The organism is Peribacillus folii, from assembly GCF_030271255.1.
Taxonomy (GTDB): Bacteria; Bacillota; Bacilli; order Bacillales; family DSM-1321; genus Peribacillus.
Genome location: NZ_JASJOM010000009.1, coordinates 38,827 through 64,570, shown reverse-complemented (window position 1 = coordinate 64,570; position 25,744 = coordinate 38,827). Strand labels below are relative to the sequence as shown.

The following is a 25,744-nucleotide window of genomic DNA, read 5'->3' as shown; positions in this document are numbered from 1 at the left end:
TACATGTGGAAGCGTAAAATGATTGAAACGAAACGTGGTAAGTTCGAGGTCTTTGTTCAAGGTGAAGGTGAACCAATATGCATCACTCATTTATATAGCGAATTCAATGAGCTTGGCTACTATTTTGCGGATGCATTTGTAAATGATTTCGGCGTGCACCTTGTAAATTTGAAGGATGCCGGAAGCTCTTCGAAATCCGCTGTAGACGCAGAATTGAGCATGAAGGAATCTGTGATGGATTTAGAAGCCATCAGGGAAGAATTAGGTTTGGAGCAATGGGGCTTTGCTGGGCATTCAACTGGGGGGATGCTCGGTTTGGTTTATGCAACGTGCTTTCCCGAGTCCCTTTCCAAGGTAATGGCCGGGGGGGCAACCGCTACAAACAAATATATGGAGCATAAAGGCAGTATGTACAGTCCTAGCAGCACGCTTAATCAGAAGTGGAAAGAGATATTTTCCATCATGAAATCATCACAACATACAATTGAGGACAAAAGATCTGCCAGTAGAGAGTGGACGGATATGTCACTATACAATAAACGGAAACGAGATGGATACTTTCGGCAACCTTCTAGCGGCAGAGTCGTTCAAAGGCGGTTAGATTACTTTTCCTTTTATGACTTGCCTAATTTTAATATACAAGATGAACTCACTAGGGTTAGTATTCCGGCTATCGTTTATTGCGGACGGCATGATGCACAATGTCCTTTGGTTTTCTCAAAAGACATCGACGCCAGATTGAAGGATTCGACACTTTATATCTTTGAAGAAAGTAACCACTTTCCTTATCTCGAAGAAAAAGACCGGTTCCTTGACATGGTATCGGATTTCAGGAAAATGTACTGAATCATTTTGTGCCGGCCATGCGAATGGGTTTATCCAGTGGTGCGCCCTTGACCGTATTTCCTAAACGGACGTCTCTCCCGTTTCAAAATCTAAAGAAGATGCTGCCTGCAACATACAGACAGCATCTCAGGCGAGTTGCACAGCTTTATAATTCTTCGATTTTTCCTTTCTTGTTCCTATTCTTCGCGCGCCGCTTTGATGAAGAACGAAATGATCAAACCGACAATGGCAAGGGCAAGACCGAAAATGAAGGCATCCTGAACTCCCGCCGTCAAAGAATTGCTAACGACTGATGGATCGAACGGATCTTTTGCATTAGCGATATAGTTTTTTTGGGAGGCTGACATGATGGTAATGGCTACCGTCGTACCGATGGCACCCGATACTTGCTGCAGCGTATTCATGAGTGCCGTGCCATCGGGATATAAATTTTTCGGCAGTTGATTCAGCCCGTTTGTCTGGGCAGGCATCATGACCATCGAAACACCAATCATAAGGAAGGTATGCATGGCTATCACCATGATGACGGACGTTTCAGCCGTTACATTCGTCAAGGTCCATAACATCGCTATCATGATCACGAAGCCTGGAATCACTAAGCCTCTTGGACCGAACTTATCAAAAATGCGGCCAGTTATCGGTGACATGATACCATTCAGCACACCTCCAGGCAATAGCACAAGCCCCGCGGAAAATGCGGCCAATGCAAGCCCGGTTTGCAAGTATAAGGGTAAAAGGATCATGGAAGACATGATGATCATGAAGGTAATGAAGACGGTCATTAGCCCTAGGGTGAACATCGGAAACTTTAAAACACGCAAGTCGATCATCGGTCTATCCATATCGAATTGTCTTAAGGCAAACAGGAATAAAGCTATAAGGCCTATTATGAGCGAGGCAAGAACGATAACGTCCTCCAGCCTTGATCACCTACAATACTAAATCCATAAACAATTCCCCCAAAGCCGATTGTCGATAAGATTATGGAAGGCACATCGATTTTTGGCTTGGTGATGGATGAAACGTTTTGCATATACTTGAGACCAAAAAGCAAGGCAATTACAAAAAACGGCAAAGATACCCAGAATATATAATTCCATTTCAGATTCTCGATGATCAAACCGGAAACCGTCGGTCCGATTGCAGGTGCAAACATGATCACTAGCCCCATCAAGCCCATCGTCGCTCCCCGTTTATGAATCGGGAAAATCACCAAAATCGTATTGAACATGAGCGGCAATAAAAGCCCTGTTCCAATTGCCTGAATGACACGTGCAAGCATCAAGATGCCGAATCCAGGTGCTATCGCTGCTATAATCGTCCCAATAATGGAAAACACCATGGCTGCAATGAATAGCTGCCGTGTACTGAACCATTGGAGCAAAAGACCGGAAACCGGAACCAATATACCCAAGGTCAATAAGTAACCCGTAGTCAGCCATTGTACGGTGGAAGGGCTGATGGTGAACTCCTGTATGAGGTCCCCAAGCGCCATATTTAAAGCGGTCTCACTGAATAACCCGATGAATCCTGCAATTAAAAAAGAGATCAAAATGGGTGTCGTTCTTATGGCCGGACTTTGCTGCTTTGTTGCATCTGTAGACATAAAATGAATTCCTCCAATTTCTTACTGTGTTACTAAGCTGAAAATTTTCCGCCTGACTATTTAGTTACCAACAATAACGGGATTTGTTCGGCTATCGCTTTTAACGGCTCCCCGTTTTTTGCCGTTAACGATAAAAGGATTCCGCCTTCGATCAATGCATTGATGACGATACTTAATTCTTTTGATCGTTTCTCGCTGTAATTCGCCTCTAGTAATTTCTGCACATAAATGGCTTGCCAGTCCTTCATCGCCTCTTGACACGCTGTTCTTATCGGCTCGCTTGTCGTGAAAGTTTCCGCGGCTATCGTCCCGATCGGCAGTCCCAATAGATTTTCCCCTTCCTCAAAAAGCCCGGATAAGTGTAGAATATGAGCCTGGATCGCTTTAATCGGATCATCAAACTCCCCAAATCCCCGTTCAATTTCATCGATGACGATTTCTTTCGTATGAATGACCGCTGCGATCGCCAATTGTTCCTTACCTTTTGGAAAATAATGATATAGGGAACCTTTAGGAATCCCACTTTCCTCTATGATGTCCTTAAGCCCGACACCATAATATCCGCGTATTCGAAAAAGTCGTGAAGCAACCTCAATAAGAATGTCTTTTGAGTTTTTTTTGCCTGCCATAGCTGGATCACCCCTAAAAAATTATATCAACCGGTCTATATGAATATACGGGGATATCAACGTTTTGTCAAAGCTGAATGCTTAAGAAGCGTTTGGAACGTCTGAAACAAAAAGAACACCTCATGTGGTGTCCTTTCCTTTTTCCATTTAGGTCATGGAACGAAATATCGCCGCAGTTTATAGCCTCACATGAACTTACTCAATAACGTCAAGGATTCTTGTCATGATTCTTGAAATCAAGAATAGCAATTACAAACATGCCAAAGCTTAGCATCAGGGAAATAACTTCGAACGTACCCATCCATACATCGCCTCCTTACAATCAAGCTTTTCCTGATCGGAGATTGTCCTATACAAAAAAACATGAAACAGTGGCCTACGCACCCCATCCAATTCCTGCTCTAATCCAAAATCTTTTTCGCCCCGGCATTTGCAGCCCTGAGTGAAGGGCGGGGACCTACTTCCTTTTTTCTGGAAAACTCCGACCCATGCTTGATTGCCCCCCATGCCTCCAAAGGTAGGGAAATTGCTGAGTAAGATGCGCTTTTCCTAAATGATTCGTCTCCCTAAGCCAATGGTTCAGTTAGGGATCACACAAGCAAGTTTTGTTTGAACCGGTCCCTTCCTGAAATCGAAAAAACACCTATCCCAGTTATTACGAGGATAGGTGTTTTTCTAAATGCGATGATTTAAAAAATGCAAAGCATTCGAATCGAATGTTATAGACTTATCTGGAACTGCCTGACGGCTGAAGACTACGTATACATGTAGGAAGATTTGGCTGGCAACAGCCTACAGCACGAATCATTTCAACAGATCCGGCTGCTCTTTTCTGATTTTATCCCAAAGCGGCTGAAAGCTAAGCCACCCCTCATATTCCGTCCCCGTTTGTTCTGCCGTTAATCTTGCATACCCTTCATCAATGAATATCGGCTTACCCGCCATTTCGGCCATAATCTGCGCTTGACATGACCGTTCCATCGTTATGAACCACCAAACGGCTGAATCCACTGATTGGCCAACCGTTAATAATCCATGATTACGAAGGATGACAGCTTTATTTCGCCCTAGCGCCTGAGCGATCCTTTTTCCTTCTTCGGCTGCATAGACTACACCGGTAAAATCATCGAATAGTGTATGGTCACCATAAAATTGGCAGGCATCTTGGGTGATCGGGTCCAGCAATCTCCCCAGTGATGACCAAGTCTTTCCATAAACGGAATGAGCATGTGCAGCCGCAATCGCGTCCGGCCTCGCTTTATGGATTTCCGAATGAATGGCGAAGGCAGCGCCATTCACTGAATGCTCGCCCTCCACAATATCCCCTTTGTGATTCACCAAGATAAGATCTGTTACCGAAATTTGGCTGAAATGCAGCCCGAAAGGATTGACCCAAAAATGATCTGTATATTTCGGGTCGCGTACCGTGATATGGCCTGCTATCCCCTCATCAAAGCCAAACTTCGAAAAAAGGCGGAATGAAGCTGCCAGCCGTTCTTTCCGATGTTGGCGCTCTTGCTCCAGTGTACTGAATGTAGCCGGCTGCAAGGAAATCGTCTTCGTCATTTTCCTTCCTCCTCATAATTTATTCTGAAACAATCCATCAATTGGCAATATCTATGTCCTTCCCCTTTAGATCACCTTTAGGTAAGGTTTCATTTTGGGGACTTAGCAAAGTAAGGGCAGTGATGACGACTAAGCTGGTGGCAAGTCCATATAAAATCGGTCCAGTGGAGGAAGGCCCGGTTATGACCAATCCAACGATGATAACGATCATGCTTGCCAGGATGGAGTAGAATGCAGCGGTAGCCGTGACCCTCTTCCAGAAGAAGCCAAGAATGATCGGAAAGAACACGGCCCCCGATAAGATTGCGTAGGCTACATCCAATGCTACTAAAATATCTTGAATCCAGATGGAAACAATGATGGTCATCACACCAATCGTTAACGTGGTGATTCGAGATGTTTTTACAAATTGACGTTCGCTCATTCCTGGACCAAAATATTTTTTAATGAGATCATTGACGACTAAAGTGGATGAAGCGAGCAATGTTCCTGATGCAGTGGACATCAAGGCGGAGACCACACTCGCAATGACCACTCCCAATAGTCCCGCAGGCAAAGTTTCCATCGCGATGCTTGTAAACGCCGTTTGCGGGTCACTTAAATCAGGTAGGATGATAAAGGCGCACATTCCAATGATACTTATAGCAACCGCATAAAAAATGCTGTATATCCCGGCTCCTACCGTTCCGCTGCGGGAGATGGCTTTAGTCCTTGCCGTAAAAAGGCGCTGCCAAATATCTTGTCCCACAACTACCCCTAATGTAAATAATAAAAAATATTGAAAGATCGTCGCGCCGCCGATGTTGCCTAATTCAAAATGTGATGCCGGCAGACTCTCTTGAAGTGAGCCCCATCCACCTGCCTTCGAAATGCTCATCGGAAGCATGATAAGGAAGATACCGATTGTCATGATGACGAATTGAATGACATCCGTCATGGTAACCGACCACATTCCGCCTAAGATTGTATAAAATAAAACGATTCCGCCTCCGACCACCATGGAAACCGTCAAATTCCAGCCAGCCAAAACATGTAATATCGTTCCCATCCCGATTACTTGGGTGACAGTCAGCATGAAGGTGTAAATGACCGAGACCAATGCACTGAGCAGGCGCGTTTGCGAATTGTATCGCTTCTCAAGCATTTCACTGATCGTCAAAACTTTTAAATCAAAAATCTTATTCGTCAAAAACAACCCGATGGCAATGATGCCAAGGCCGATCATCACGACCAGCCAAATACCGGATATCCCGAACTGATAACCTAACTTTGCCGTACCTAAAGTAGAGGCCCCGCCTAATATCACAGCCGCCAAACAGGATAAATACATGAAATGACCTAGATTACGACCTGCCACAATGAAATCATCAGCCGTTTTTGCCCGTTTTGATCCGATTACCCCTACAATGATCAAAACTGAAAAATAAAGAATCATGATTGATATATCCAAAAACTTCATGTACACATCTCCTTTTGGGGTAGGTTTGTTTTAAACCGCTTTCCTTTTAACAAGAGAGGAAAGGTTTTTTCGCCTGTTCCTTCCGCTTGTCATTAGTTGTTAAGCTGCTTCTGCAAATCTTGCACCTGTTCCAATGTATCCTTTTTCCCTTTTTTCGCGAGTGCGATGAGGGTGATGAATTCATAGACAATGTTGGCCGCTGCGGCTGCGGTGACTTGTCCATGATCGTACGAAGGTAAAACCTCGACAAGATCAAAGCCAACGAAATCAATTTCCGTCAAGCCCCTGACAAACGCCAATGCATCATCCATGCTTGCCCCTGAAACCTCAGGCGTCCCTGTGCCTGGTGCATATACCGGATCTAAAAAATCAATATCAAATGATAAAAAGACCGGGCCAGCCGCTACACGCTCATGGATGACCTCCAGCATCTTTTCGACGCCGTTCCGTTTATAATCATTTGTTGTATAAACGGCCAAGCCCAGGTCCCGGGCGTCCTGTAAATCCTCCGGACCGTACAGACCGCCTCTCATGCCAATTTGGAGGGAACGCGATACATCGATGAGACCTTCTTCTATCGCGCGGCGAAAAACGGTTCCGTGATTGTACTTTTGATCGAAATAACTATCCCAGGTATCCGAGTGGGCATCAAATTGCAGCAGGGCAACCGGTCCATGTTTTTTTGCGATTGCACGCAGCTCCCCTAGTGTAATGGAATGGTCCCCGCCCATTGATATCGGGATGATTCCTTTTTCAATGACTGGCGTAAGCTCATCTTCGATTTTTTTATACGTTTCCGAAATATAGCCAGGAACAACCGGTATGTCACCATAATCAATTCCTGATATATATTCGAATATATTAATATCTTGTTCTGGATTATATGGACGTAATAAAATGGAAAAATCACGAATGGCTCCAGGACCAAATCTCGCCCCCGTCCTAAATGATTGCCCGGAATCGAATGGAATTCCGGTAATCAGAAAATCCATATGTTCATCCACCTGTTCGATGAAAGGAAGCCGCATAAACGTACGCACGCCACAAAAACGGGGTGATTGGAAAGAGTCTTTCGGTTGATATTTCATCATGTAACATCCTCCTAAGTTTCTGTTATTGTTTCTTATCTTACCTTTACTAAGCAAGAATCGCGCCAACTTTCCAGCTGTCATTTGTGGGGGGTTTATAATTTTTTTGCAACGATTGATTAAAAAATTAATTAAACCCTTCTTTTTTGATTTAAGTTTTGATTATTCAGACTTTTTGATTTATATTTTAATTAAACATATCCGGATATGAAAAGGAGTCGGGACCTATGAATGACGAAATGCTGGAGGAAGAATTAAAAAAAATCATCGAAACCTCCAATAATAATATCCTCATTACCGATCAAGATGGAATCATTTTATATTCCAACCCAAAACTATGGGAGATTTACGGAATGAAAAGTGACTCTTATATCGGGACCTCCGTTTATCAATTGGAAAAAGAGGGCCTGCTCGCACCTTCCATCAACGCGCTTGTTTTAAAGGAAAAGAAAGCGAAACGGATCATGCAGCAAACCAAAACGGGACATGTGGTCATGTCGACAGGCTATCCCATATTCAATAAGGAGGGCATTCTCGCAAGGGTGATCAGCTATGGTCAGGATCAGACAGAGATTTTGCAATTGCAGAATCAATTCGAGCACTTGCAACGAAAAGTAAAAGGCTATCAAACGGAAGTCGAGGATTTAAGGGAAAAGGAACTCGATCATCATGATATGATCGCGAGAAGCAACGAAACGAAGCATATTCTAAAAACGCTGCATAATGTCGCAAGGACCGATGCCACCATTCTCTTATTGGGGCCTTCAGGGGTAGGAAAAAGTACATTCGCCCGTGCGGTCCATGATCAAAGCAACCGGAAGAAAGAGCCTTTCATTGAAGTCAATTGCAGCACGATTCCCGATAGCCTGTTTGAATCGGAGATATTCGGCTATGAACCAGGGGCCTTTACAGGGGCAAGCAAGCATGGGAGCCAGGGCCTGATCGAACAGGCTGACAGCGGTACGCTTTTTCTGGATGAAATCGGGGAACTCCCCCTTGCCATGCAGGCTAAATTATTGAAGGTGTTACAGGAAAAAAAGTTAAAGCGTCTTGGAGGGAAAAAGGAAATCCATATAAACTTTCGTCTTGTAACCGCAACAAATCAAGATTTGAAAAAGATGGTCAGTGAAGGCAAGTTCAGGCTCGACTTATACTATCGATTGAATGTGATACCTATCCAGATCCCTGCATTGCATGAACGTAAAGAAGATATTCCGCTCTTAATACAACATTACTTGCGGAAAACAAATAAAAACTATCACAAATCAAAAAAAATCCATCCATCTACATACGAAGTGCTGACGCATTATGAATGGCCCGGAAATATACGAGAATTGGAAAATCTGATTGAACGGCTGATCCTGACCATTGAGGAGATCACTATCTTTCCTGAACATTTGCCCCAATCCATCACGGGACAAATCAACCAGCCGGAAGATCCCACAATGCTGGAAATCGAGCAGAACTGGGATGAGAAATTCGATTTGAAGAAAACCTTGGAAATGGTTGAAATCCAATTGCTTTCGAAAGCATCGAAGCAATGTAAAACTACATATGAAATGGCTGATCATTTGGGCATCAGTCAGCCAACGGTCATCTATAAATTAAAGAAATACAAAAAATATTTCTAATGCAAAAAAAACTGCCGACCGAACAAAAAAGGGCGCCCATAAATGGGAGCCTGAATTTTAGTGAAGGTAAGCTATTGTATGTAAACGACCGCCATTCCGCTTCCAATAGGGAGGCGATAGTTATAAAACAAATTACATTATGCACCTTGGCTATTACCGCGCACATAAAAAGGGCAGGCAAGGAAATTATTTGACTGCCTTTTTCACTGCTTTCACCTCATATAATGCTCCTTCTGAACTGACGATATACTCTGGCTTAGGCTTTCCAAGATTGGCTTTGTGTCCCGCAATATGGACCTCACTTTTCTCCCACTGCTTCCAATGCTCTTCCGATTCCCATTTGATCATGATGATTACCTCTTCATCGCCGCGTCTTACCTTTTTCACCATTACGCTTAATTCAATGAACCCCTCCTGCTGTTCAATGACTCCTTCCGCACTGAATCGTTTCACCACTTGGCCGGAATTACCTTCTTTAACCACTGTTTTCCTCATTTGAACGAACAATATGAACATCTCCAATCGACATATATATAGTATCATTTTAGTCGATAACGATTCTCATTGTCAATTATTGTGAAACCACACAAAAAGAATCAGAAAGTCATACTGCACTTCCTGATTCATTATTCATTGACTCATTTTTTATCCTTAAGACTTTTGGGAACATAGTCATTCAGTTTGTTAAATAAAGAAGTAATGTAGGAGTTGAGTTCAAATCGATCCTCCTGAACAAATTCAGCCAATGACACTCCATTCTTTTTCATTTCTTCTCCCCCTTATATCTTTCAGCCTGCAACATGAACGCATTACCCTCTGCTTGCTTTGAACCTTGGCACCTTCACCTAACCTATCGAGGCAGGTTATCAGGATTTTCCGTTACATGAACGATCAATACAAGCGTTTGGTAAGCGCTTACAAAGTGAAAAATGTTATAATCCTATAGATTGCTATTTAGGTAGGCAGCTTCGACTAAGTGAAATTACACTTTCATCATGCATATATTTCCATGCTTCACTGATTTCCAAACACGGCAGCTTTTCTATCATATAGTAACTACTTGTCTTTTTCTCATTGTACAAAGTTTCATGAAATGCTTTTCAGAAGGTCAGTTAAACGGATGAACTCATCCTTATTCCGATCTTTCAATGAGTCATCGATCGCTTTTTCGATTTGTGCTTTCCGATAATCGCTTAAGGCCTTTTTTAATACCATTTCTGCCATCTCTTCAGGCTCCAGTGATGTTCCAGGCAATTGCTTCTCCATTCGAAACCAACTCCTTAACCTTTTTTCTATTATACTAAATAACTTGGAGATTATTATAATTTATTTAAATGTTTCCCTTTCGTCTTTTTTTATTTCCTTATCCACATGATTCCCACATTGTCACTCTTCTATACATTAAAAATACTAAAAGATTGCTTTTCCCTTACTTGGCGGCAGGCCATTGTCTCAGTGCCCTTTGATTCGTTTTTTTATTCTACACAGATTAATGGAGCTAAGTATTTCAAGAATGATGGACGGCCCATTAAACCATTTGAACCATCCATTTTTTTACTTATATTCATTGGCAGACGATTTTGTTCATGAATCTGCTTTCATTTGCCGTTGAAAATTTTTTTCGTGGTGTCCTTCTTGCCAACAAGATCAAGAAACGCGTAAAACCCCATCCCGTCCATGTTGTTCGGACGGAATGAGGTTTTTTCATTAAATGAACAAATTGATGATGAGTACACCGGCAAGTCCCACCAAGGAAATGATGGTGACCATCACGGACCATGTTTTAATGGTCTTTCCTATCGATAGGTTAAAGTATTCCTTGTAAATCCAAAAACCTGCATCATTTACATGGGAGAATGTTATGCTCCCTGCTCCTGCAGCCAAGACCATAAGCTCCGGACTTACTCCAGTGGCCGCAACAAGTGGTGCTGCAATCCCTGCCGCTGTCATTCCAGCCACTGTAGCTGACCCTATGGCCACCCTTAAGATTGCTGCTATCAGCCAAGTAAGGATCAACGGTGAAAGCGTTGATTCCGCCATGATGCCAGCAATATATTGATCAATGTGACTGTCTATCAATACTTGTTTGAACGCCCCGCCTCCTGCTATGATCAATAGAATCATAGCAATTCCGCTGACCGAGTCGGAAAAGGACTTCATGATCTCATTCATTTTCTTGCCTCGATTAAGCCCAAAGGTAAAAATGGCAATAATGACGGAAATCAAAAGTGCTATAGCTGGATTACCTATGAAATCAACAACAGGCATGAGCGATGACGTAGGCATGAAGATTTCTACAGCTACTTTGACCGTTATCAAGATCACTGGCATGAGCGAGGTGAGAAGACTTGTTGCAAACGGCGGCATTTCTTCCTCTTGGAATTCCTTAGGATTGAATAACTCCTTTGGAATGTCCGCTTCCAAGTCTTCTTTTTTAAACAGCTTCGTGAATAGCGGCCCGCCGATGATAATGGATGGAATCGCAATGATGACCCCATATATTAAGGTCTTGCCCAAATTGGCATCAAACACACTGGCTACTGCCGTCGGTCCTGGATGCGGAGGCACAAATCCATGCATCGTGATAAGGGCGGCTATGACGGGCATGCCGATATACAATACTGGTACCCCTGCTGCAATCGCGATCGTGAATACCAATGGAATCAAAACGACGACTCCCGTTTCAAAGAAAAGGGCGATTCCTACAACGGATGCCGTAAGAACAGCAGCTAACTGCACTCTCTTTTTGCCAAATGCTTTGATCAGTGTCATTGCGATTCGTTGGGCCCCGCCTGAATCAGTCATCAACTTGCCAAGTATGGCCCCAAATACGATGATTATCGTCAGATTACCAAGCGTTCCGCCCAAGCCAGTTTGAATGGACTCAATTGCAGCGATTGGTGTCATTCCTTCCATGATCCCCACTACCAAGGAAACGATCAGCAAGGATATGAAAGCGTTTAATTTCAAAGCGATCATTAAAACTAGCAATAGGGCAACCCCTATACAAATAGAAAGTATCGGCATTTTCATCCACCTTTTCTTTTAATTGTGAGCATGGCCTGAAATCTCAGGCCAATACATGCATTCTTTCGCACCCAATTGTATTCGCTTACACCCAGTCCCGAAGCGGCCTTATGCCGCTCCGTTTACTGATGCAGCAGCTCCGCCACTTCTTTTAAGGTTGCCTTTGTTCCGACATTGCCGGGGAAAATCACATAGGCCATGCCAGGGAACTTGCTTTCGCTTCCAGTCAACCATACTGGAATTCCAGGCTTTATCTGGCCGGCTACCGTTGCCCGCTTAACGCTTAGACCGTTCGTCCCTATATCACTTGAAGTGATGCCGCCTTTGGCAATAATGAAGCTTGGACGTACGTCGAGACGCTTGACGATGCTTGTGACGGCATCAGATATCTTCACTGAAAGCTTCAATTCTTCTTCTTGCTTGTTTTCTCCAAGATCTAGTCGCTCCCGCTTCGTATATATGGTGACCGTTTTCCCATTACGTATCAATTGTTCGCTTGCTTCAATGATTCGTTGAATTTCCGTCTCGAACTTATCAGGATAAAGCACGAGGTGGACATCGAATTCGATGAATTCGATGAATTCGCATGTCCGAAGAGCTTCAAACTGCTCCGTTGTTTTTTTCACATGTGAACCAATCATGATCAGTCCGCCGTGACCAGGATCTCCTTTCATGAGCTCTTCTTTCGTCAGCAAGGGTTTGTCATCAATTCCCCCGATGATTTTCGTTAGTGCCGCTGCACTTCGGAACATGAAATGCTTGCCTGCTTTCAAAGCTCGAAGCAATGCAATCACCACCACTTTTGCGTCAACATATTCAACCGCATTAACAATGACTTTATTGAAATCTTCAACTGCCATTAGCTGATGGACCAATCCATCAATATCAAGGGCACGAATACTTTCCAGAGACAGATATACAGCATCCTTCGCTTTAAAGATCCCGTTTGATTTTTCTTCAGCCCATTCACCAAGATGTGACGCTTTGAAACCGAAGGTCCGGTCTTTTGCAAATTCGGTTTCACCAGCCGGCATTAATACAGCTTCATCCTGAACATAATGAATGTTATTAATCGTAAAGCGACCGCCTTCCTTAAAAAAGGGCATGATGACTTCTCCATCAAACTGGATGTCCGAATGTGCTTCAACCGTATTTTTCAATACCTCTGTTTCAAGAGGATAATGACCACGAAGCGTTGAATCCCCGCGACTAATGATGATGAATTCCTTGTTCTGCCTTTCAGCTGTATCCTGGATGACCTTCGCTATTTCCTCATGTGCCCGTTCGGTTTCGGCTGCTGTAAATCCCCTGGAATTTGTCAAAATGAAAAACATTGAATTCCCTTCGGCAAAACCCGCTTCAATGCTTTCAGCAGACCAATCTGTAAAAACGGAGATGCCGTGAACCGTTTGAACACCGGTTGGATCATCATCCAAAACGATGATTTTTTTATTGAAATCCACCAGTTCGTCAGCAAGCAGTTCATTTACAGCCAGCTCATCCGGAACTGCCGGCAGGCTGGCAAATGTATCTTGTGCGTTTAGATTGCTAGAATGATTGTTAGTCATATTTACACCCTCCTTACTTCCACGTTTGCCAGTTTTTCATAATACTGCACAATGCCGCCATGATCATCTCCGGCTTTTCCATCCACTTTAAGTGCATGGAAAATTTCCAGCAGTTGGCCTGACAAAGGAAGCGGAACCCCGATTTCATGAGCTGTTTCCATGACATTCGTGATATCTTTCAAGTTAATATCGATCCTTCCTCCAGCTACGAAGTTTCTGTCCAGGATTAGAGGCACCTTTGCATCAAGTACAGCGCTTCCAGCTAAGCCTCCGCGAATGGCCTGATACATTTTTTCCACATCAATCCCCGCTTTCGCTGCAAGGACGAGTGCTTCGGACATTGCCGCAATGTTTAAGTTAACGATAACCTGATTCGCCAGCTTCGCCGTGACACCGCTGCCATTCTTGCCAACCAAGGTAACATCCGTCCCTACGGAATGGAGAATATCACTAACTGATTCGAATACGCTTTCTTTCCCTCCGACCATGATCGCCAATGTTCCCTCGATCGCTTTAGGTTCACCTCCGCTAACCGGGGCATCCATCACTTCAACGCCCTGTTTGCCCGCTTCAGTTGCTATTTCAACAGATGCTACCGGAGAAATGGAGCTCATATCTATGATTACCGTCCCTTTTGCAGCCGTTTTCAAAATTCCTTCCTCTCCAAGCACGACTTGTTTCACATGCTGCGAAGCAGGCAGCATCGTAATGATGACGTCACATGTTTCGCCCATTTCCATTGGCGTTCCTGCTTTTGCACCTGCCCCTACAAGCTCCGCCACTGCTTTTGCATTAAGATCATTAACCGTTAATTCATAACCTGCTTTAAGTAGGTTGAATGACATGGGTTTTCCCATAATGCCCAATCCAATAAATCCAATTTTTTTAGCCAATTTCATTTCCTCCTTATTCACTTTCTTAAGCTGGTCGTTTTTCCCTGTCCAACTTACCCTCTACTGCTATGAAAGGACCTGTATCAAGTGCATGTCCTAAATTTGATTTATAAAGCGTTTTCAAAACCTTACTATAGATTGTACACACTTTTAATAAATTTGTATACAATTTTAATTTTAATGTATACAAAAATTACACTTTTAAATAATCATGCTTATCCTTATACTTTAAGATAAGAACAAATCATGATTCGGGAGACGATTGAATTGGTAAAAAAAGAAAACGTTCATGCCTATGTACAGGCTTATGAATATATACGAGACCGGATTTTGAACGGTGAACTGGAACGCGGAACGAAGCTTGTAGAAGAAAGGCTGGCAGAAGAAATCGGCATTAGCCGGACACCTGTGCGTGAATCCATCCGGAAGCTGGAACAGGAAGGGCTCATAAAGCAAAAACGTGTCGTGAACCCAAGTGATATGGATCTTCGGCACATATTTCAAGTTCGTATATTACTGGAAGGATTTGCAGCGCGACATTGTGCCAGTTACATGACGGAAGAAGCTCTCGTGAAACTGAAAGAGTGTGTCGATATCGGCAGCACCGGAACTCCGGAAGAAGTCATGTCAGCGAACAATCAATTTCACGAAATCATTATAGCCGCAACCAACAATCCGATGATGATAGATATCATTGACAGGATGCGGTCCATTATCTACCTGTTCCGGAAAACGGTTGTCTACCATAAACGCCCATTTTTGATTGAGGAACATGAAAATATCTATCAGGCCATCCTTCTTCATAGTGGAGACGATGCCGAGCGGTTAATGAAAGAGCATTTGCAGAATGATCTGGAATTCTGTTTAAACCGAATGGAGCAGAAGCATTGAATGCAAAAACGGTGCTCTATCTACATAAAAAACGCTTGCGTAATGTTGCGCAAGCGTTTTTTCATCCCCATTTGTGAAAGTGGGGTACGGGAGGCTGGGTAATATATCCTTCATGGAAGAAACTTGATCATTTCATGGGAGCATCCGTTGTATTGCTTTGCTTATTCTTTTTATTTTTGTTGCTTATCATAGCTATCAGCAACAATAGCAGCGGAAGGAGCGTTTGAATCACGGCTCCATAAAACGGAAACGCATTGACATTATAACGCTCCAAGTCCATTGAGTTCGATATGGACCAGAAGCCTGTAATCACAATGAATATCCCCAGTGGCCATACAATGGGGCGATAATCAGTAAGCTTTAGCCACTGAGCTGTACCTAGGGCAGTAGCATAAAAAAACACGGATATTTTCACGAATGCACCGACCACCCAAATGGCCATGATGAACGACTCCATATGCTCGAAAAAATCGGCGAAGCTAATGTATCTAGCCACATTCATTAGTGGATATACCTTGGACGATGTGGTTGGTCCAAGAACGAAGAGGACAACAAGGTTTACGATCACTAATGTCGCCATTACTGCAAAAACGGTCATCATGCCATATCTCATCCCTTTTTTCTTATCCACTAAAAAAGGCAGGAGAAAGGAGATGAGGAAAAACTCAGTGTACCATCCGCCTGGAACAATCGAACCTTTGAGAGGGGGCATCACCCCGTTTGCCAGCACAGGGAAAATATTCTTGAATTCAAGATCTGGGAACACCAAAATGAACAAGATTATTTGAGGTATTAAAAAAACAGGTATGAATAATAGAGCGCCCCTCCCTAAGCCTTCTAAACCACCATGCACGACAAAGGCACAAAGCAGGACCATCGAGGCCATGACCACGATGATCGGTGTATCGATCAGAAAGGAATCCACGACAAATTCTGCATATTCCCTGACGATGAGCCCGGTGACTTGAATATAGAATGACAAAAATAAAAAGCCAATGATCTTGCCCAGCCACCGCCCAATGATTTGCTCGCTATATTGGATGATTGTTTGTCCCGGATAAAGCTTGTGAAGCTTTACAGCAAGATATACAGTCAAATATCCAATGAAGGAGGCAAATATCGGTGACATCCAAAAATCAGTCTTCGCAAATTTTGCCGTTACGCTTGGAATGCCCAGTATGGCGGTTGCCACAATGGTTGGGTACAGCATGAAAGCCATTTGAAGAGAAGATATTTTACCTTTTTCCATGGGTTTCTCCTTTCCAGTCAGGAAATAAATCCCTTGATTCCTGCCTTACCTTTCCATAAACTCTCCTAGCGGCCTGAAAAAAGCTTCGATCCAAGAAGTTGGGCCAGCCATCTCCTGAAGGTGGAACATGGATAGGAGCAAGCCGATAAGCAGCAGCGAGACCAAGGCAAGCTTATCTTTAGCAGATTTTTGTTTCAGTTTGGGCCATTCATATAAAATGATCAAAATGGCAATGAAAGCTGTACTTAAAAAAGCCGCCCATTTCACCTATCCTTCACCTCTTTCTCTGGCAATCCTGCCGGTTTGTTAATATAGCCCTGCCTGCGGATATGGGAAGTGACATCGACCTCCACTTCCATTTCTTCGAAAATTCGTTCCCAATCATTTTCGGCTTCACTGAATTGTTTTGGATATTTCCGATAAAATTCCTTCGCTAGGCCGATAACATCATCTCCATTACCCTGAAGGTGCAATAAGGTTAGCCTGATTCGCTTTTCAACATCTTTTTGGTAAGTGCGTTCTGCGATTTTCAGTGACTTCGGAACGGTAAGGTTTAATTTTGTTCCATTCTGAATAACCGTTCCTTCGGTATCGACCTTCACGGACACCCTCCAATTGCCATTCACAATATATGGGATGATCCGTACCCGAGAAGATATTGGATTGATGGATATCAGCCCTTCTATGCCTTCAGGCTTCAACGTAACGGTATACGATTCCATATCATCCTTTAACCACAATAAACCCCTTGTTTCCTTCTCCGTCATCGTCCCAGTCATTTTATCCCTTTCGAACAAAGCTGTACCAAAGATATAAGGTATGCCCTGTAATTTCGCTTCCCCTTTGGCAGGCGGCAGTATTTTTATGAATGGGAGGGCAACCGCTTGAGAGTTGCCTGTTAACATCTCGTCCAAATTATGCAGGGTGACACGCAAGCCCAAATGTAAATCCGATAATTCCTTGATCACTTCTCCCGAATAGTTTTCCAGCGGCGGCAGCGATTCCAAGATCGCCTTCCCTTTCCCTTTGCTTACATACACATTCGCGCGTTCACGCGGCTGGGGATGGCGCAGTAAAAAATCCAGCTGCTCCTGAATCCCTTCCTTCGCCAATCCTTCGCCGAATACAAAAACTTTACAATGGCCCCAGAATACCTTTCGGGGTACCTTGCCTTGAAGCTTGGACAAGGCTTCCGACAGATTGGATCCTACATCGGATTTCACCAAGGTAGTCGCCCCGCCCGCTCCTTGACTTGGCCCCCCTTCCCCCCCTCCGCTACTGATTGATTTAGGGATGAAGACCTGGATCGACAATTCGATGGAACCGTCATCCTTCTTATCGATCGAGGCAGCTGTGACAATGGCCAAATCATTGATTTCGACTCGATCCCAGCAGCCGCTCATGAAAGGAATCGTCAACAGGAGGAGGAGAATGATACTTATGGATTTGTGTCGATTCACTTTCTCTCGTACCGTAACTCGGCCCCTCTCCTTTATCACTGTTCTTCACTTCCCCTGTTTGGTTTTGGTCCCTGTTCAGGTGACTCGCGGTATAGGTTGGCTTCACCTGTTAGCCGCGGTCGTGAATCCATCATCCACCATGGGGCCCTCCACAGCACATCTTTCAGCTCCCGGCTTTTCATCGGGGCTAGCGGGGATAGGTAAGGAACCCCAAAAGAACGGAGATTGCATAAATGTATGGCAATGGCAATGACGCCCATCATGACGCCAAGCAGCCCCAATGTCCCGGCAAGCAGCATCATTGGAAACCGCAGCATCCTGATGGCGATCCCGGCGATATAACGCGGCATCATGAAAGAAGAGATTCCTGTGATGGCCACGACGATGACCATCGGCGCTGATACCAATCCCGCTTGGACGGAGGCTTGCCCGATGACAAGCGCTCCCACGATACTTACTGCAGACCCTATTTGCTTTGGCAAACGGACACCCGCCTCCCTTAATGCCTCAAATGTAATTTCCATGATGAGAGCTTCCACGATGGCAGGAAACGGAACCGCTTCCCTGGAAGCTGCCATGCTAAGCAATAACGCTGTCGGTACCGCTTCTGCATGGAAGGTCAAAATGGCGACGTATAGCGAGGGCAGTAATAAAGATAAAACCATGAAGACATAGCGCAGCCATCTAATGACCGTTCCTACCATATATCGCTGATAATAATCCTCTTGGGACTGAAGCAGCGAAAAGAAGGAAATCGGGGCAATCAACGTGAATGGAGTCCCCTCGACCAGAATGATGGCACGACCCTCCAACAGGGAAGAACTGGCAACATCCGGACGTTCAGTCGACATGATTTGCGGAAAAGGTGAATAGGGATTGTCCTCGATCATTTCCTCGATGTACCCGCTTTCTAAAATGCCGTCCATCTTGATTCGTTGCAAACGTTCTGTAATTTCAGTGATCAAGGACATATCCACCAATCCATCTATATAAGCGATTGCGACAGTCGTTTTGGTATAATCGCCCAATTTCATGGATTGTATTTTAAGGGCAGGGCTTTTAATGATCCTTCTTAGCTGTGCTGTATTGACGACGAGGGATTCAATGAATCCCTCTCGCGACCCCCTGATTCCTCCCTCCGCGACGGGTTCCTCAATTGCCCGCTTCTCCCATTTCGACAATCCTAGAGAAAACCCGTCACCTTCACCATCATACAAAAGGAGTGGATTTCCAGCAGATATCGATTCAATGCACTCCGCTATCGTTTTCACTCTTTTCATTTTGGAAACAGGCAGTTTATGCTCAAGGAATTCATGCAAAGGTTGTGAAGCAACGGTTTTTTCCTGCATGAGCGTGGATAATACATTTTCTTCCATTCCCCCGATATCAGAAAGGCCCTCGATGTAAATGATCATGGCCTGGGTCTTTCCAAAAAGTAAGAACGAGCGAAACATGACATCCGAGCATTTATCATAAATGGAGCGAAAGGTCTCCACATTTCGGCTGAAACTCGCATCAAGCGGATCCTCAGGCTTTGAATCCTGGTCAGGTTGACGTATATCCGCCTTTTTCACTTTCCGTTTATCCAATAATTTGCCTACATTACGAATCAAACTGGTTACCCCCATTTTTTCCAGGTCGCTCAAACTTCATTTTTCTATGTTTCTTCATAAAGGGGATTTTATACCATATATCCTTGAACTCACAAACACGATTTGATTAATGACAGTTGATGAAATACGTGGGGGTTATCAATGAGGATCGAAGGGAGAAAGAAAACTGCTAATGGTTTATACGCACACAAAGTAAAGAGGTAAAGCCCCTGTTGGCTGCTTTACCTCTAGTCATTTTTGTTAGCATTTACCTCTTAAATGGTCATGCTGCCAAATCCACCGTCCACTCGAATGAGTGTTCCAGTGACAAAACTGGATGCTTTTTCAGAGGCGAGCCATACCGCAGCACCTTGCAATTCCTCCGGAGTGCCGAATCGATTCATTGGCGTATGTTCCATGATCGACTCGATTCGTTCAGCGCTCAGAATTTTCCTGTTTTGTTCAGCAGGGAAGAAACCAGGGATGATCGCATTGACACGTATGTTTTTAGGGGCAAATTCGCGCGCCAAAAACTGTGTCACGCTGTTAAGTCCTGCCTTTGAAACCGAGTATGTAAAAACCTTTGATAAAGGGGTCGTCGATGAAACGGAAGAAATATTAATGATGCTTCCTGGTCTTTCCTGATCGATCATCTTCTTCGCAAAGATCTGACAAGTTAACACGATGCCTTTCAGATTGACATCCATAATGTCATCCCATTCATCCATTTCCAGTTCAAAGAACGGTGTTGAACTATTTTTCCCAGGTGCATTCAGAAGAATATCCCAGCCGCCTGACCATTGTTGGATTTCATCTGCCGCTCCCAATAGCGAATCACGAGAGCAAACATCAGCCTGAAAGGCCCTTGCGCTCCCACCTTCACGTTCAATCACCTTAACAACTTCTTTTGCTTTGTCAAGATTTCGCCCGACTATCGCAACCTTGGCACCCTGTTCGGCAAAACCCTTGGATATGGCAGAACCCAATACGCTGTTTCCGCCAATGACAACGGCGGTTTTTCCAGTTAAATCGAATAAATTTGTCATTCCGCATCTCCTATCCTGAAAGGGATTCAATCGGAGCATATCTACTCTCGATTTCTTGGTTAATTACCCGTTATTATTTGATAATCTATGTTTTCCCGTATCGTATTAAAACCAGTCTGAATAACCTAGATTCCTTAAATGATCTGCCGAGGCTTTGAGGCAATCGAATGGATCCCGTCCGTATACATCATCTTGCTCAATGAGGAAGTATTGTGAACCGCTTTTCAAGCCGGCTTCAATAATTGCCTTGAAATCAAGACTTCCTTCTCCAAGCTCTGCGAATTGAACCACATTGTTAAAGGCTTGGAAAAACTCCCCTTGGTCAAAATCGTTTTCAAAACCGCTCATATCCAATTGACCGATGCGATAATCCTTTAAGTGAATTAAAGCGATTCTTCCCTCGAATTTATTGATTACCGCAACTGGATCCAGCCCGCCCCTTTGAATCCAATGAACGTCCAATTCAAACCCTAGCTTGCGTGTATTATTCTTGATGATATCCAAAAGATATTCACCTTCGTATTTTTGGAATTCTATATGGTGATTATGGTAATACAATTCTATGTCATGCTCGGCCAATCTTTCTGCCGCTTCGTCCGCTTTTTTTACGAAGCGGAGGATTTTATCTTTGTCTCCTATCGTTGTAAAGGGAAGCATGCCGATGCGTAAAAATTGGCAATCCAATGTTTTGCAGTCGTTTACGATCTTTTCAAAATCATTCGTTAGTGTTTCCCCTGGCATCCCTGGCAGCATAGGTTCTAGCGCGGCTGATAGAGCCGCGATTTTTATACCGAAATCTTGGCTGGCCTTTTTTAACTGGGCAACATTTTCGGCTGTCATCGGGATTTGTGAAACCTCCACAGCATGAAAATTGAGTTCCTTGATTTTTTTCATCGTTTCATAGACGCCCAATTCTTCGACCTTTCCTTTAAGCATCATCATTTGTACACCAATTTTAGCTTTTCCCATTATATTGTCCCTCCATGAATATCGCTTTTTTCATTTGCGATGATTTTCGAATGGCTTCAATCATTTTAAGTGATTGAATGGCTTCCCTGGCGTGCACGTAAGCTTGTGTGTCAAATAGAATGCTATGATAGAAGGCATCAATTAATTTGGCATGACTGGCACCATAATAGAATTTCGAGCCAGGAAGCTTCGCATCCTCAGCCAATCTTTCCATCTTTCCTTCTTCATCTATGCTAAAGAGAATGCTGTCTTTAATCGTTAGTTTCCCCTTCTCCAACATCACCTGTAACTCCACACTGTCATTATCGGCATTGGCAATTGTAGCGAAAAACAGCCCGCGTGCCCCGTTTTCGAACGTGATATGTGCTGCGGCTGTATCTTCCACTTCAATCTCATAGTCCAGCAGCCGGGAAACCTCCCCTTTTATCGAGACCACTTCCCCGCCGATAAGCTGCATCAAATCCAGCGTATGAAGGGCTTGATTGATCATGACCCCTCCGCCTGAATGGGCCATTTTGCCGCGCCATGGCTTCATCTCATAATAGGATGGCGGCCTGCTCCAGGCCACTATCCCCTTCACTCCAAGTACCTTGCCGTATTTGCCGCTCTCCACCTCTATTAGAAGCTTTTCAAAAGATTCATTGAAGCGGTTCTGTAAACATACACACAACCTTACATGCTTATTTCCTTCCTCCAGTTTCACGAGTGCCAGTCCTTCTTCGATATTCAATCCTAAAGGTTTTTCCAGGAATACATGCACCCCTTGTTCGATGCAATATTTTGCCACAGGATAATGAAGATGGTGGGGCAGACAAAGGTGGACACAATCGACTGCTTCCAGTTCAATCATCTCTTGGTAATCTTCATAAAATTTGACGCCAGGTACGGAATCCTTTAAAGCATCATCAATATCACAAACGGCGCACAGCTCAACCAACGGGTTAGCTTGTATGGCAAGAATGTGTATCGGGGAAATATCTCCAAGCCCGATAACCGCTGTCTTCAGCATACTCTACCTCCTTCTCTAATGGATTTCTTCACCAGCAATACCTTTTCAGCATGAAATCACATTACGATGTGACAGGTGCATTCTTTTCTTCTTCTATTCGCTTATTCAGTTCAGCCAAATAAAGTTCTTCATCGAATGGGATTTCGATTTCTTTATCCAGCCAGCTTGATAGGTGAATCGCATTTGCCAAGGTAACTCCATGGATCCCGTCACTGCCAGGAGCCAGTAAAGGGGTCCCCTCCACAATCGCAGCTGTGAAGTTTTCCAATACCGCTATATGCTGTGCACCCCATACACTTTCGAATTCCAGCACTTCCTCACTATATATATCAGAATGGTTGCCGCCCATGAATATCTTCATGACATCCTGCATACTCATGCTGTCACTCAATTCCAATTCAGGCTTTGAGAGTCTTTTGACCGTCACTTTCTTGCTGTCATCAACCACGATTTTCCCCTTGTCCCCCAATATTTCAAGCCGATCTGTGCCAATGACATCATGTGTACAAGTAATGAACACACCCGTGGCTCCATTCCCGTAATCAAGGAGAGCCGTCACTTCATCTTCGACTGCAATTTTCCGCTGATAACCGTATTTCACATTGGAATATACCTTTTTCGGCATTCCGCATATCCATTGAAGCAAATCAAGCTGATGCGGTGCCTGATTCACGAGAACACCTCCGCCTTCTTCTGCCCACGTTGCTCTCCAAGCACTTGAATCGTAGTACCCCTGTGGTCTCCACCAAGTTGTGATCATCCAGTTTGTTCGGCGTATTTGGCCAATCTCCCCATTATCGATGATTTCCTTCACCTTTTGATACAGTGGATTCGTCCGTTGATTGAACACGATACCGAATGTCAAATGCGGTTTTTTGGCTGCAAACTCATTGAGCTCCCTTACCTGCTTCGTATATACACCAGCTGGTTTTTCGACCAAAGCATGAATCTCCCTTTTCAAGGCCTCCACGCCGATTTCCGGATGCAGAAAATGTGGTACACAGGTAACGACGGCATCCACAGCTCCGCTATCAAGCATATCCTTATAATTTTCATAAAAAGGGACCTCTGGATATTTTTCTGCAGCCAACTCTTTTTTAGCCGGATCGATATCACAAATGGCCCCGAGCGTCATGTTTACCACTTTCCCATCGGCCAAAAATCCTGCATATAATCCGCCTTGTGCCCCTAGCCCGACAATCCCCAATTTCACTTTATCCATATTCATTTCTCCCCTTCAGCTATTTTTTCTAGAATCTTTAATAGTGCATCGTATTGAAGCTTGTAGCCGCTTTTTCCATCAAGCTCTTTGTTCTCGATAACCATCATCGCATCTTCCAATTCCAGATCCTTCAGTGAATCAAATTGGGCCAGATGCGGCTCAAGTGTTAAGAAACCTTTGTAGCCCCCATCTATCAATTGTGAAAGGATTTCCGGTATTCTGCCGTCTCCTGTTCCGCACAAAACATTTTGTTTGCTTCCCGTAACGGCATCCTTGATATGGATATAGATCACATCATCCTTCAGTAAGTTGAAGCATTCCTGGGTGTCTTCACCACACTGAACAAAATTGGCAAAATCGAAGATCGCCTTAAAATTCCCCGAATCTACCTTTTCCAATATATCCACGCATCTTCGGCCAATATCTCCGTAGATGTCCTTCTCATTTTCATGCAGTAAAATGACATCGTATTTTTCGGCTATGGCTGTGAACTCTCTTAATTTCCTTATCACATCTTCTTCAAATAAATCAGGATTTTCCCCATTCGGAATATAAAAGCTGAACACGCGAATATATTTGCAATCAAGCAGGATGCTTATTCGGCAGATAACCTCCAGCATCCGCTTTTGTTCCAAAAAACCCGCTTCATCATTTATAAAGACCTTTCCGATTGGCGAACCGATGGAAGAAACACCTATTCCTGCTTTTTGTAGTCTAGGAAGGACCGTGCTTCTTATGTCTTCGATTGAAAATTCCCCTATGTTTCTCCCATCAATGCCGCGCAAAGAAATATAGTTCATTCCAAGCTTTGCCACAGTTTCAAGCTGGATATCAAAATCCGATGAAATTTCATCGGAAAATCCAGAGATCAGTAGATTTGTATTCATTCAAATTCCCCTCCCCTTCAAGATATCCCAATGTTCAGTCTTTTTTTACGGTACTGAGATGGCGTCATGCCAGATTTCTCCTTGAAAAACCTGCTGAAGTGAGCAATACTTTCAAATCCCGAGGCACGGGAAACCTCACCAAGCGTTTGACCAGGTTCCATTTCCAGCAAATACTTCACCTGGTTGAATCGGCATCCCATCACGTATTCCATGACAGTAAATCCAGTTACTTCCTTGAAAACATGGGATGCGTAAGACTTACTAAGATTCATTTCATCGGCCAATCTATCCAAACTTACTTTTTCGGTATAGTGTTCGTTGATCCATGAAGCGATTCCCTCCGCATGATGCTCCTTTTCAGTCCTTTTGCTGGAATGTTGAGCCAATGCCGTATGGCTCATTTTATAGATCCTCACCAGCAGCTGAACAAGCTCCAGCTTTATCTCCCCTTCACTCGTATCGCTTTTCTTACCTGTTTGCTGCAGCTCTGCACCTAGATAAGAGATAAGGCTGCTGATCCTTTTTATTCCTTCGTCCACACAAATCCCTGCTTCATCATACCCTGTCCGAAGCAAGCAATTGTTAAGCTTTTGAAATGGATCGAGTAAGTTGGGCATCCCGAGAATCGCCAACAGCTCTTGCAGCCATAACGGTGAAAAGTGGATCATGCTTCTAATGTAAGTACTTCCCGGCTGCGGATTAGGTTTATGCAAGGTCATGCCATCCAAGAGAATGATATCCCCTGGCTGTAAATCATAAATTCGATTATTGATTAAATACCGGCAATTCCCTGAATGAAATAAATAGATCTCATATTCATAGTGTGAGTGGAAATTGAACGGGTGCGCTTCCATTCCATGCACCCTGTAAAAGGAAGTGATCCATTCCCCCATGAACTGCTCTGGATAAGAAGACGATGTTTCATAATCATTCATTACACTGAACACCTCACAAAGTAAGCGCTATCAATTCGTTAAATTTATTTTATCTGAGCCAAATAAAAAAAGCATTCTCCTAAAAAGCTGAAAAATTCTTCATTTTTGTCTGAGATTGCTTTTTGCAAACCACTATCAGGCAAGGACGTTCTATTTATACAAAAGCATCAG

General features: G+C 43.8%; 24 protein-coding genes and 1 pseudogene. 3 read left to right on the top strand and 22 right to left on the bottom strand.

Features of this window, described 5'->3' with window-relative positions; translation table 11 throughout:
* The first annotated feature begins 3 nt into the window (after window positions 1-3).
* Complete coding sequence (locus QNI08_RS16165; protein ID WP_285768425.1) at window positions 4-846, top strand: alpha/beta fold hydrolase; 843 nt, start codon at window positions 4-6, stop codon at window positions 844-846.
* A gap of 176 nt (window positions 847-1,022) precedes the next feature.
* Here the strand turns inward: QNI08_RS16165 and QNI08_RS16160 are convergent.
* From QNI08_RS16160 to speB, 6 genes and pseudogenes are all read right to left on the bottom strand, one after another.
* Window positions 1,023-2,452 (bottom strand): annotated as a pseudogene (locus QNI08_RS16160) (MDR family MFS transporter).
* A gap of 56 nt (window positions 2,453-2,508) precedes the next feature.
* On the bottom strand, window positions 2,509-3,081 hold the full coding sequence (locus QNI08_RS16155) for a TetR/AcrR family transcriptional regulator (protein WP_285768424.1): 573 nt from the start codon (window positions 3,079-3,081) through the stop codon (window positions 2,509-2,511).
* 208 nt (window positions 3,082-3,289) lie between these two features.
* Window positions 3,290-3,382 (bottom strand): putative holin-like toxin, encoded by a 93-nt coding sequence (locus tag QNI08_RS22535; RefSeq protein ID WP_220126990.1) that lies wholly within the window; start codon window positions 3,380-3,382, stop codon window positions 3,290-3,292.
* A 503-nt stretch (window positions 3,383-3,885) separates the two neighbouring features.
* Window positions 3,886-4,647 (bottom strand): class II aldolase/adducin family protein, encoded by a 762-nt coding sequence (locus QNI08_RS16150; RefSeq protein ID WP_285768423.1) that lies wholly within the window; start codon window positions 4,645-4,647, stop codon window positions 3,886-3,888.
* A 37-nt stretch (window positions 4,648-4,684) separates the two neighbouring features.
* Window positions 4,685-6,106 carry a sodium:solute symporter family protein gene (locus QNI08_RS16145; protein WP_285768422.1) on the bottom strand — a complete coding sequence of 474 codons (1,422 nt, stop codon included), beginning with the start codon at window positions 6,104-6,106 and terminating at the stop codon, window positions 4,685-4,687.
* A gap of 92 nt (window positions 6,107-6,198) precedes the next feature.
* The gene (gene speB / locus QNI08_RS16140; RefSeq protein WP_285768421.1) at window positions 6,199-7,197 is read right to left on the bottom strand and encodes an agmatinase; all 999 of its coding nucleotides are present in this window, start codon (window positions 7,195-7,197) and stop codon (window positions 6,199-6,201) included.
* A 224-nt stretch (window positions 7,198-7,421) separates the two neighbouring features.
* Here speB and QNI08_RS16135 point away from each other — a divergent pair, with 224 nt between their 5' ends.
* On the top strand, window positions 7,422-8,825 hold the full coding sequence (locus QNI08_RS16135; RefSeq protein ID WP_285768420.1) for a sigma-54 interaction domain-containing protein: 1,404 nt from the start codon (window positions 7,422-7,424) through the stop codon (window positions 8,823-8,825).
* Window positions 8,826-9,011: 186 nt separating this feature from the next.
* Here the strand turns inward: QNI08_RS16135 and QNI08_RS16130 are convergent, their stop codons facing one another.
* The 6 genes from QNI08_RS16130 to garR form a co-directional block, all read right to left on the bottom strand.
* The gene (locus QNI08_RS16130; RefSeq protein ID WP_285768419.1) at window positions 9,012-9,332 is read right to left on the bottom strand and encodes an antibiotic biosynthesis monooxygenase; all 321 of its coding nucleotides are present in this window, start codon (window positions 9,330-9,332) and stop codon (window positions 9,012-9,014) included.
* 131 nt (window positions 9,333-9,463) lie between these two features.
* On the bottom strand, window positions 9,464-9,592 hold the full coding sequence (locus tag QNI08_RS16125) for a hypothetical protein (protein ID WP_257390695.1): 129 nt from the start codon (window positions 9,590-9,592) through the stop codon (window positions 9,464-9,466).
* 319 nt (window positions 9,593-9,911) lie between these two features.
* Window positions 9,912-10,091, bottom strand: a complete 180-nt coding sequence (locus QNI08_RS16120) for an IDEAL domain-containing protein (protein WP_285768418.1) — start codon at window positions 10,089-10,091, stop codon at window positions 9,912-9,914.
* A 441-nt stretch (window positions 10,092-10,532) separates the two neighbouring features.
* The gene (locus QNI08_RS16115; RefSeq protein WP_285768417.1) at window positions 10,533-11,852 is read right to left on the bottom strand and encodes a gluconate:H+ symporter; all 1,320 of its coding nucleotides are present in this window, start codon (window positions 11,850-11,852) and stop codon (window positions 10,533-10,535) included.
* A gap of 122 nt (window positions 11,853-11,974) precedes the next feature.
* Window positions 11,975-13,420 carry a four-carbon acid sugar kinase family protein gene (locus tag QNI08_RS16110; protein WP_285768416.1) on the bottom strand — a complete coding sequence of 482 codons (1,446 nt, stop codon included), beginning with the start codon at window positions 13,418-13,420 and terminating at the stop codon, window positions 11,975-11,977.
* Window positions 13,421-13,422: 2 nt separating this feature from the next.
* Window positions 13,423-14,313 carry a 2-hydroxy-3-oxopropionate reductase gene (gene garR / locus QNI08_RS16105; RefSeq protein ID WP_285768415.1) on the bottom strand — a complete coding sequence of 297 codons (891 nt, stop codon included), beginning with the start codon at window positions 14,311-14,313 and terminating at the stop codon, window positions 13,423-13,425.
* A gap of 246 nt (window positions 14,314-14,559) precedes the next feature.
* On the opposite strand from garR, the gene QNI08_RS16100 reads away from it, so the two are divergent.
* Entirely contained in the window at window positions 14,560-15,204 is a 645-nt protein-coding gene (locus tag QNI08_RS16100) for a GntR family transcriptional regulator (RefSeq protein ID WP_285768414.1), read from the top strand.
* A gap of 127 nt (window positions 15,205-15,331) precedes the next feature.
* Here QNI08_RS16100 and QNI08_RS16095 read toward each other — a convergent pair whose 3' ends face one another.
* The 10 genes from QNI08_RS16095 to QNI08_RS16050 all read right to left on the bottom strand — a co-directional run bounded on the left by QNI08_RS16095 (window position 15,332) and on the right by QNI08_RS16050 (window position 25,573).
* The gene (locus QNI08_RS16095) at window positions 15,332-16,453 is read right to left on the bottom strand and encodes a GerAB/ArcD/ProY family transporter (RefSeq protein ID WP_285768413.1); all 1,122 of its coding nucleotides are present in this window, start codon (window positions 16,451-16,453) and stop codon (window positions 15,332-15,334) included.
* A 45-nt stretch (window positions 16,454-16,498) separates the two neighbouring features.
* The gene (locus QNI08_RS16090; protein ID WP_285768412.1) at window positions 16,499-16,720 is read right to left on the bottom strand and encodes a hypothetical protein; all 222 of its coding nucleotides are present in this window, start codon (window positions 16,718-16,720) and stop codon (window positions 16,499-16,501) included.
* On the bottom strand, window positions 16,717-17,952 hold the full coding sequence (locus QNI08_RS16085; RefSeq protein ID WP_285768411.1) for a Ger(x)C family spore germination protein: 1,236 nt from the start codon (window positions 17,950-17,952) through the stop codon (window positions 16,717-16,719). Before QNI08_RS16085 ends, QNI08_RS16090 begins: the two co-directional genes overlap by 4 nt.
* Entirely contained in the window at window positions 17,949-19,541 is a 1,593-nt protein-coding gene (locus tag QNI08_RS16080; protein WP_285768525.1) for a spore germination protein, read from the bottom strand. The genes QNI08_RS16085 and QNI08_RS16080 overlap by 4 nt, the downstream gene beginning before the upstream one ends.
* A gap of 239 nt (window positions 19,542-19,780) precedes the next feature.
* The gene (locus QNI08_RS16075; RefSeq protein WP_285768410.1) at window positions 19,781-20,551 is read right to left on the bottom strand and encodes an SDR family oxidoreductase; all 771 of its coding nucleotides are present in this window, start codon (window positions 20,549-20,551) and stop codon (window positions 19,781-19,783) included.
* 105 nt (window positions 20,552-20,656) lie between these two features.
* Window positions 20,657-21,520 (bottom strand): sugar phosphate isomerase/epimerase family protein, encoded by an 864-nt coding sequence (locus tag QNI08_RS16070; RefSeq protein ID WP_285768409.1) that lies wholly within the window; start codon window positions 21,518-21,520, stop codon window positions 20,657-20,659.
* On the bottom strand, window positions 21,507-22,529 hold the full coding sequence (locus tag QNI08_RS16065; protein WP_285768408.1) for a Gfo/Idh/MocA family protein: 1,023 nt from the start codon (window positions 22,527-22,529) through the stop codon (window positions 21,507-21,509). Before QNI08_RS16065 ends, QNI08_RS16070 begins: the two co-directional genes overlap by 14 nt.
* Window positions 22,530-22,590: 61 nt before the next feature.
* Window positions 22,591-23,751 (bottom strand): Gfo/Idh/MocA family protein, encoded by a 1,161-nt coding sequence (locus tag QNI08_RS16060; RefSeq protein WP_285768407.1) that lies wholly within the window; start codon window positions 23,749-23,751, stop codon window positions 22,591-22,593.
* A 2-nt stretch (window positions 23,752-23,753) separates the two neighbouring features.
* Window positions 23,754-24,638 (bottom strand): sugar phosphate isomerase/epimerase family protein, encoded by an 885-nt coding sequence (locus QNI08_RS16055; RefSeq protein WP_285768406.1) that lies wholly within the window; start codon window positions 24,636-24,638, stop codon window positions 23,754-23,756.
* A gap of 17 nt (window positions 24,639-24,655) precedes the next feature.
* Window positions 24,656-25,573 (bottom strand): AraC family transcriptional regulator, encoded by a 918-nt coding sequence (locus tag QNI08_RS16050; RefSeq protein WP_285768405.1) that lies wholly within the window; start codon window positions 25,571-25,573, stop codon window positions 24,656-24,658.
* Window positions 25,574-25,744 lie beyond the last annotated feature (171 nt).

Bases quoted from the DNA above. Each gene is read 5' to 3' on its own strand.
- QNI08_RS16165 (WP_285768425.1), top strand. From the start codon at position 4: ATGTGGAAGCGTAAAATGATTGAAACGAAACGTGGTAAGTTCGAGGTC.
- QNI08_RS16155 (WP_285768424.1), bottom strand. From the start codon at position 3,081: ATGGCAGGCAAAAAAAACTCAAAAGACATTCTTATTGAGGTTGCTTCA.
- QNI08_RS22535 (WP_220126990.1), bottom strand. From the start codon at position 3,382: ATGGGTACGTTCGAAGTTATTTCCCTGATGCTAAGCTTTGGCATGTTT.
- QNI08_RS16150 (WP_285768423.1), bottom strand. From the start codon at position 4,647: ATGACGAAGACGATTTCCTTGCAGCCGGCTACATTCAGTACACTGGAG.
- QNI08_RS16145 (WP_285768422.1), bottom strand. From the start codon at position 6,106: ATGAAGTTTTTGGATATATCAATCATGATTCTTTATTTTTCAGTTTTG.
- speB (WP_285768421.1), bottom strand. From the start codon at position 7,197: ATGATGAAATATCAACCGAAAGACTCTTTCCAATCACCCCGTTTTTGT.
- QNI08_RS16135 (WP_285768420.1), top strand. From the start codon at position 7,422: ATGAATGACGAAATGCTGGAGGAAGAATTAAAAAAAATCATCGAAACC.
- QNI08_RS16125 (WP_257390695.1), bottom strand. From the start codon at position 9,592: ATGAAAAAGAATGGAGTGTCATTGGCTGAATTTGTTCAGGAGGATCGA.
- QNI08_RS16120 (WP_285768418.1), bottom strand. From the start codon at position 10,091: ATGGAGAAGCAATTGCCTGGAACATCACTGGAGCCTGAAGAGATGGCA.
- QNI08_RS16115 (WP_285768417.1), bottom strand. From the start codon at position 11,852: ATGCCGATACTTTCTATTTGTATAGGGGTTGCCCTATTGCTAGTTTTA.
- QNI08_RS16110 (WP_285768416.1), bottom strand. From the start codon at position 13,420: ATGACTAACAATCATTCTAGCAATCTAAACGCACAAGATACATTTGCC.
- QNI08_RS16100 (WP_285768414.1), top strand. From the start codon at position 14,560: ATGATTCGGGAGACGATTGAATTGGTAAAAAAAGAAAACGTTCATGCC.
- QNI08_RS16095 (WP_285768413.1), bottom strand. From the start codon at position 16,453: ATGGAAAAAGGTAAAATATCTTCTCTTCAAATGGCTTTCATGCTGTAC.
- QNI08_RS16080 (WP_285768525.1), bottom strand. From the start codon at position 19,541: ATGGGGGTAACCAGTTTGATTCGTAATGTAGGCAAATTATTGGATAAA.
- QNI08_RS16075 (WP_285768410.1), bottom strand. From the start codon at position 20,551: ATGACAAATTTATTCGATTTAACTGGAAAAACCGCCGTTGTCATTGGC.
- QNI08_RS16070 (WP_285768409.1), bottom strand. From the start codon at position 21,520: ATGGGAAAAGCTAAAATTGGTGTACAAATGATGATGCTTAAAGGAAAG.
- QNI08_RS16065 (WP_285768408.1), bottom strand. From the start codon at position 22,529: ATGCTGAAGACAGCGGTTATCGGGCTTGGAGATATTTCCCCGATACAC.
- QNI08_RS16060 (WP_285768407.1), bottom strand. From the start codon at position 23,751: ATGGATAAAGTGAAATTGGGGATTGTCGGGCTAGGGGCACAAGGCGGA.
- QNI08_RS16055 (WP_285768406.1), bottom strand. From the start codon at position 24,638: ATGAATACAAATCTACTGATCTCTGGATTTTCCGATGAAATTTCATCG.
- QNI08_RS16050 (WP_285768405.1), bottom strand. From the start codon at position 25,573: ATGAATGATTATGAAACATCGTCTTCTTATCCAGAGCAGTTCATGGGG.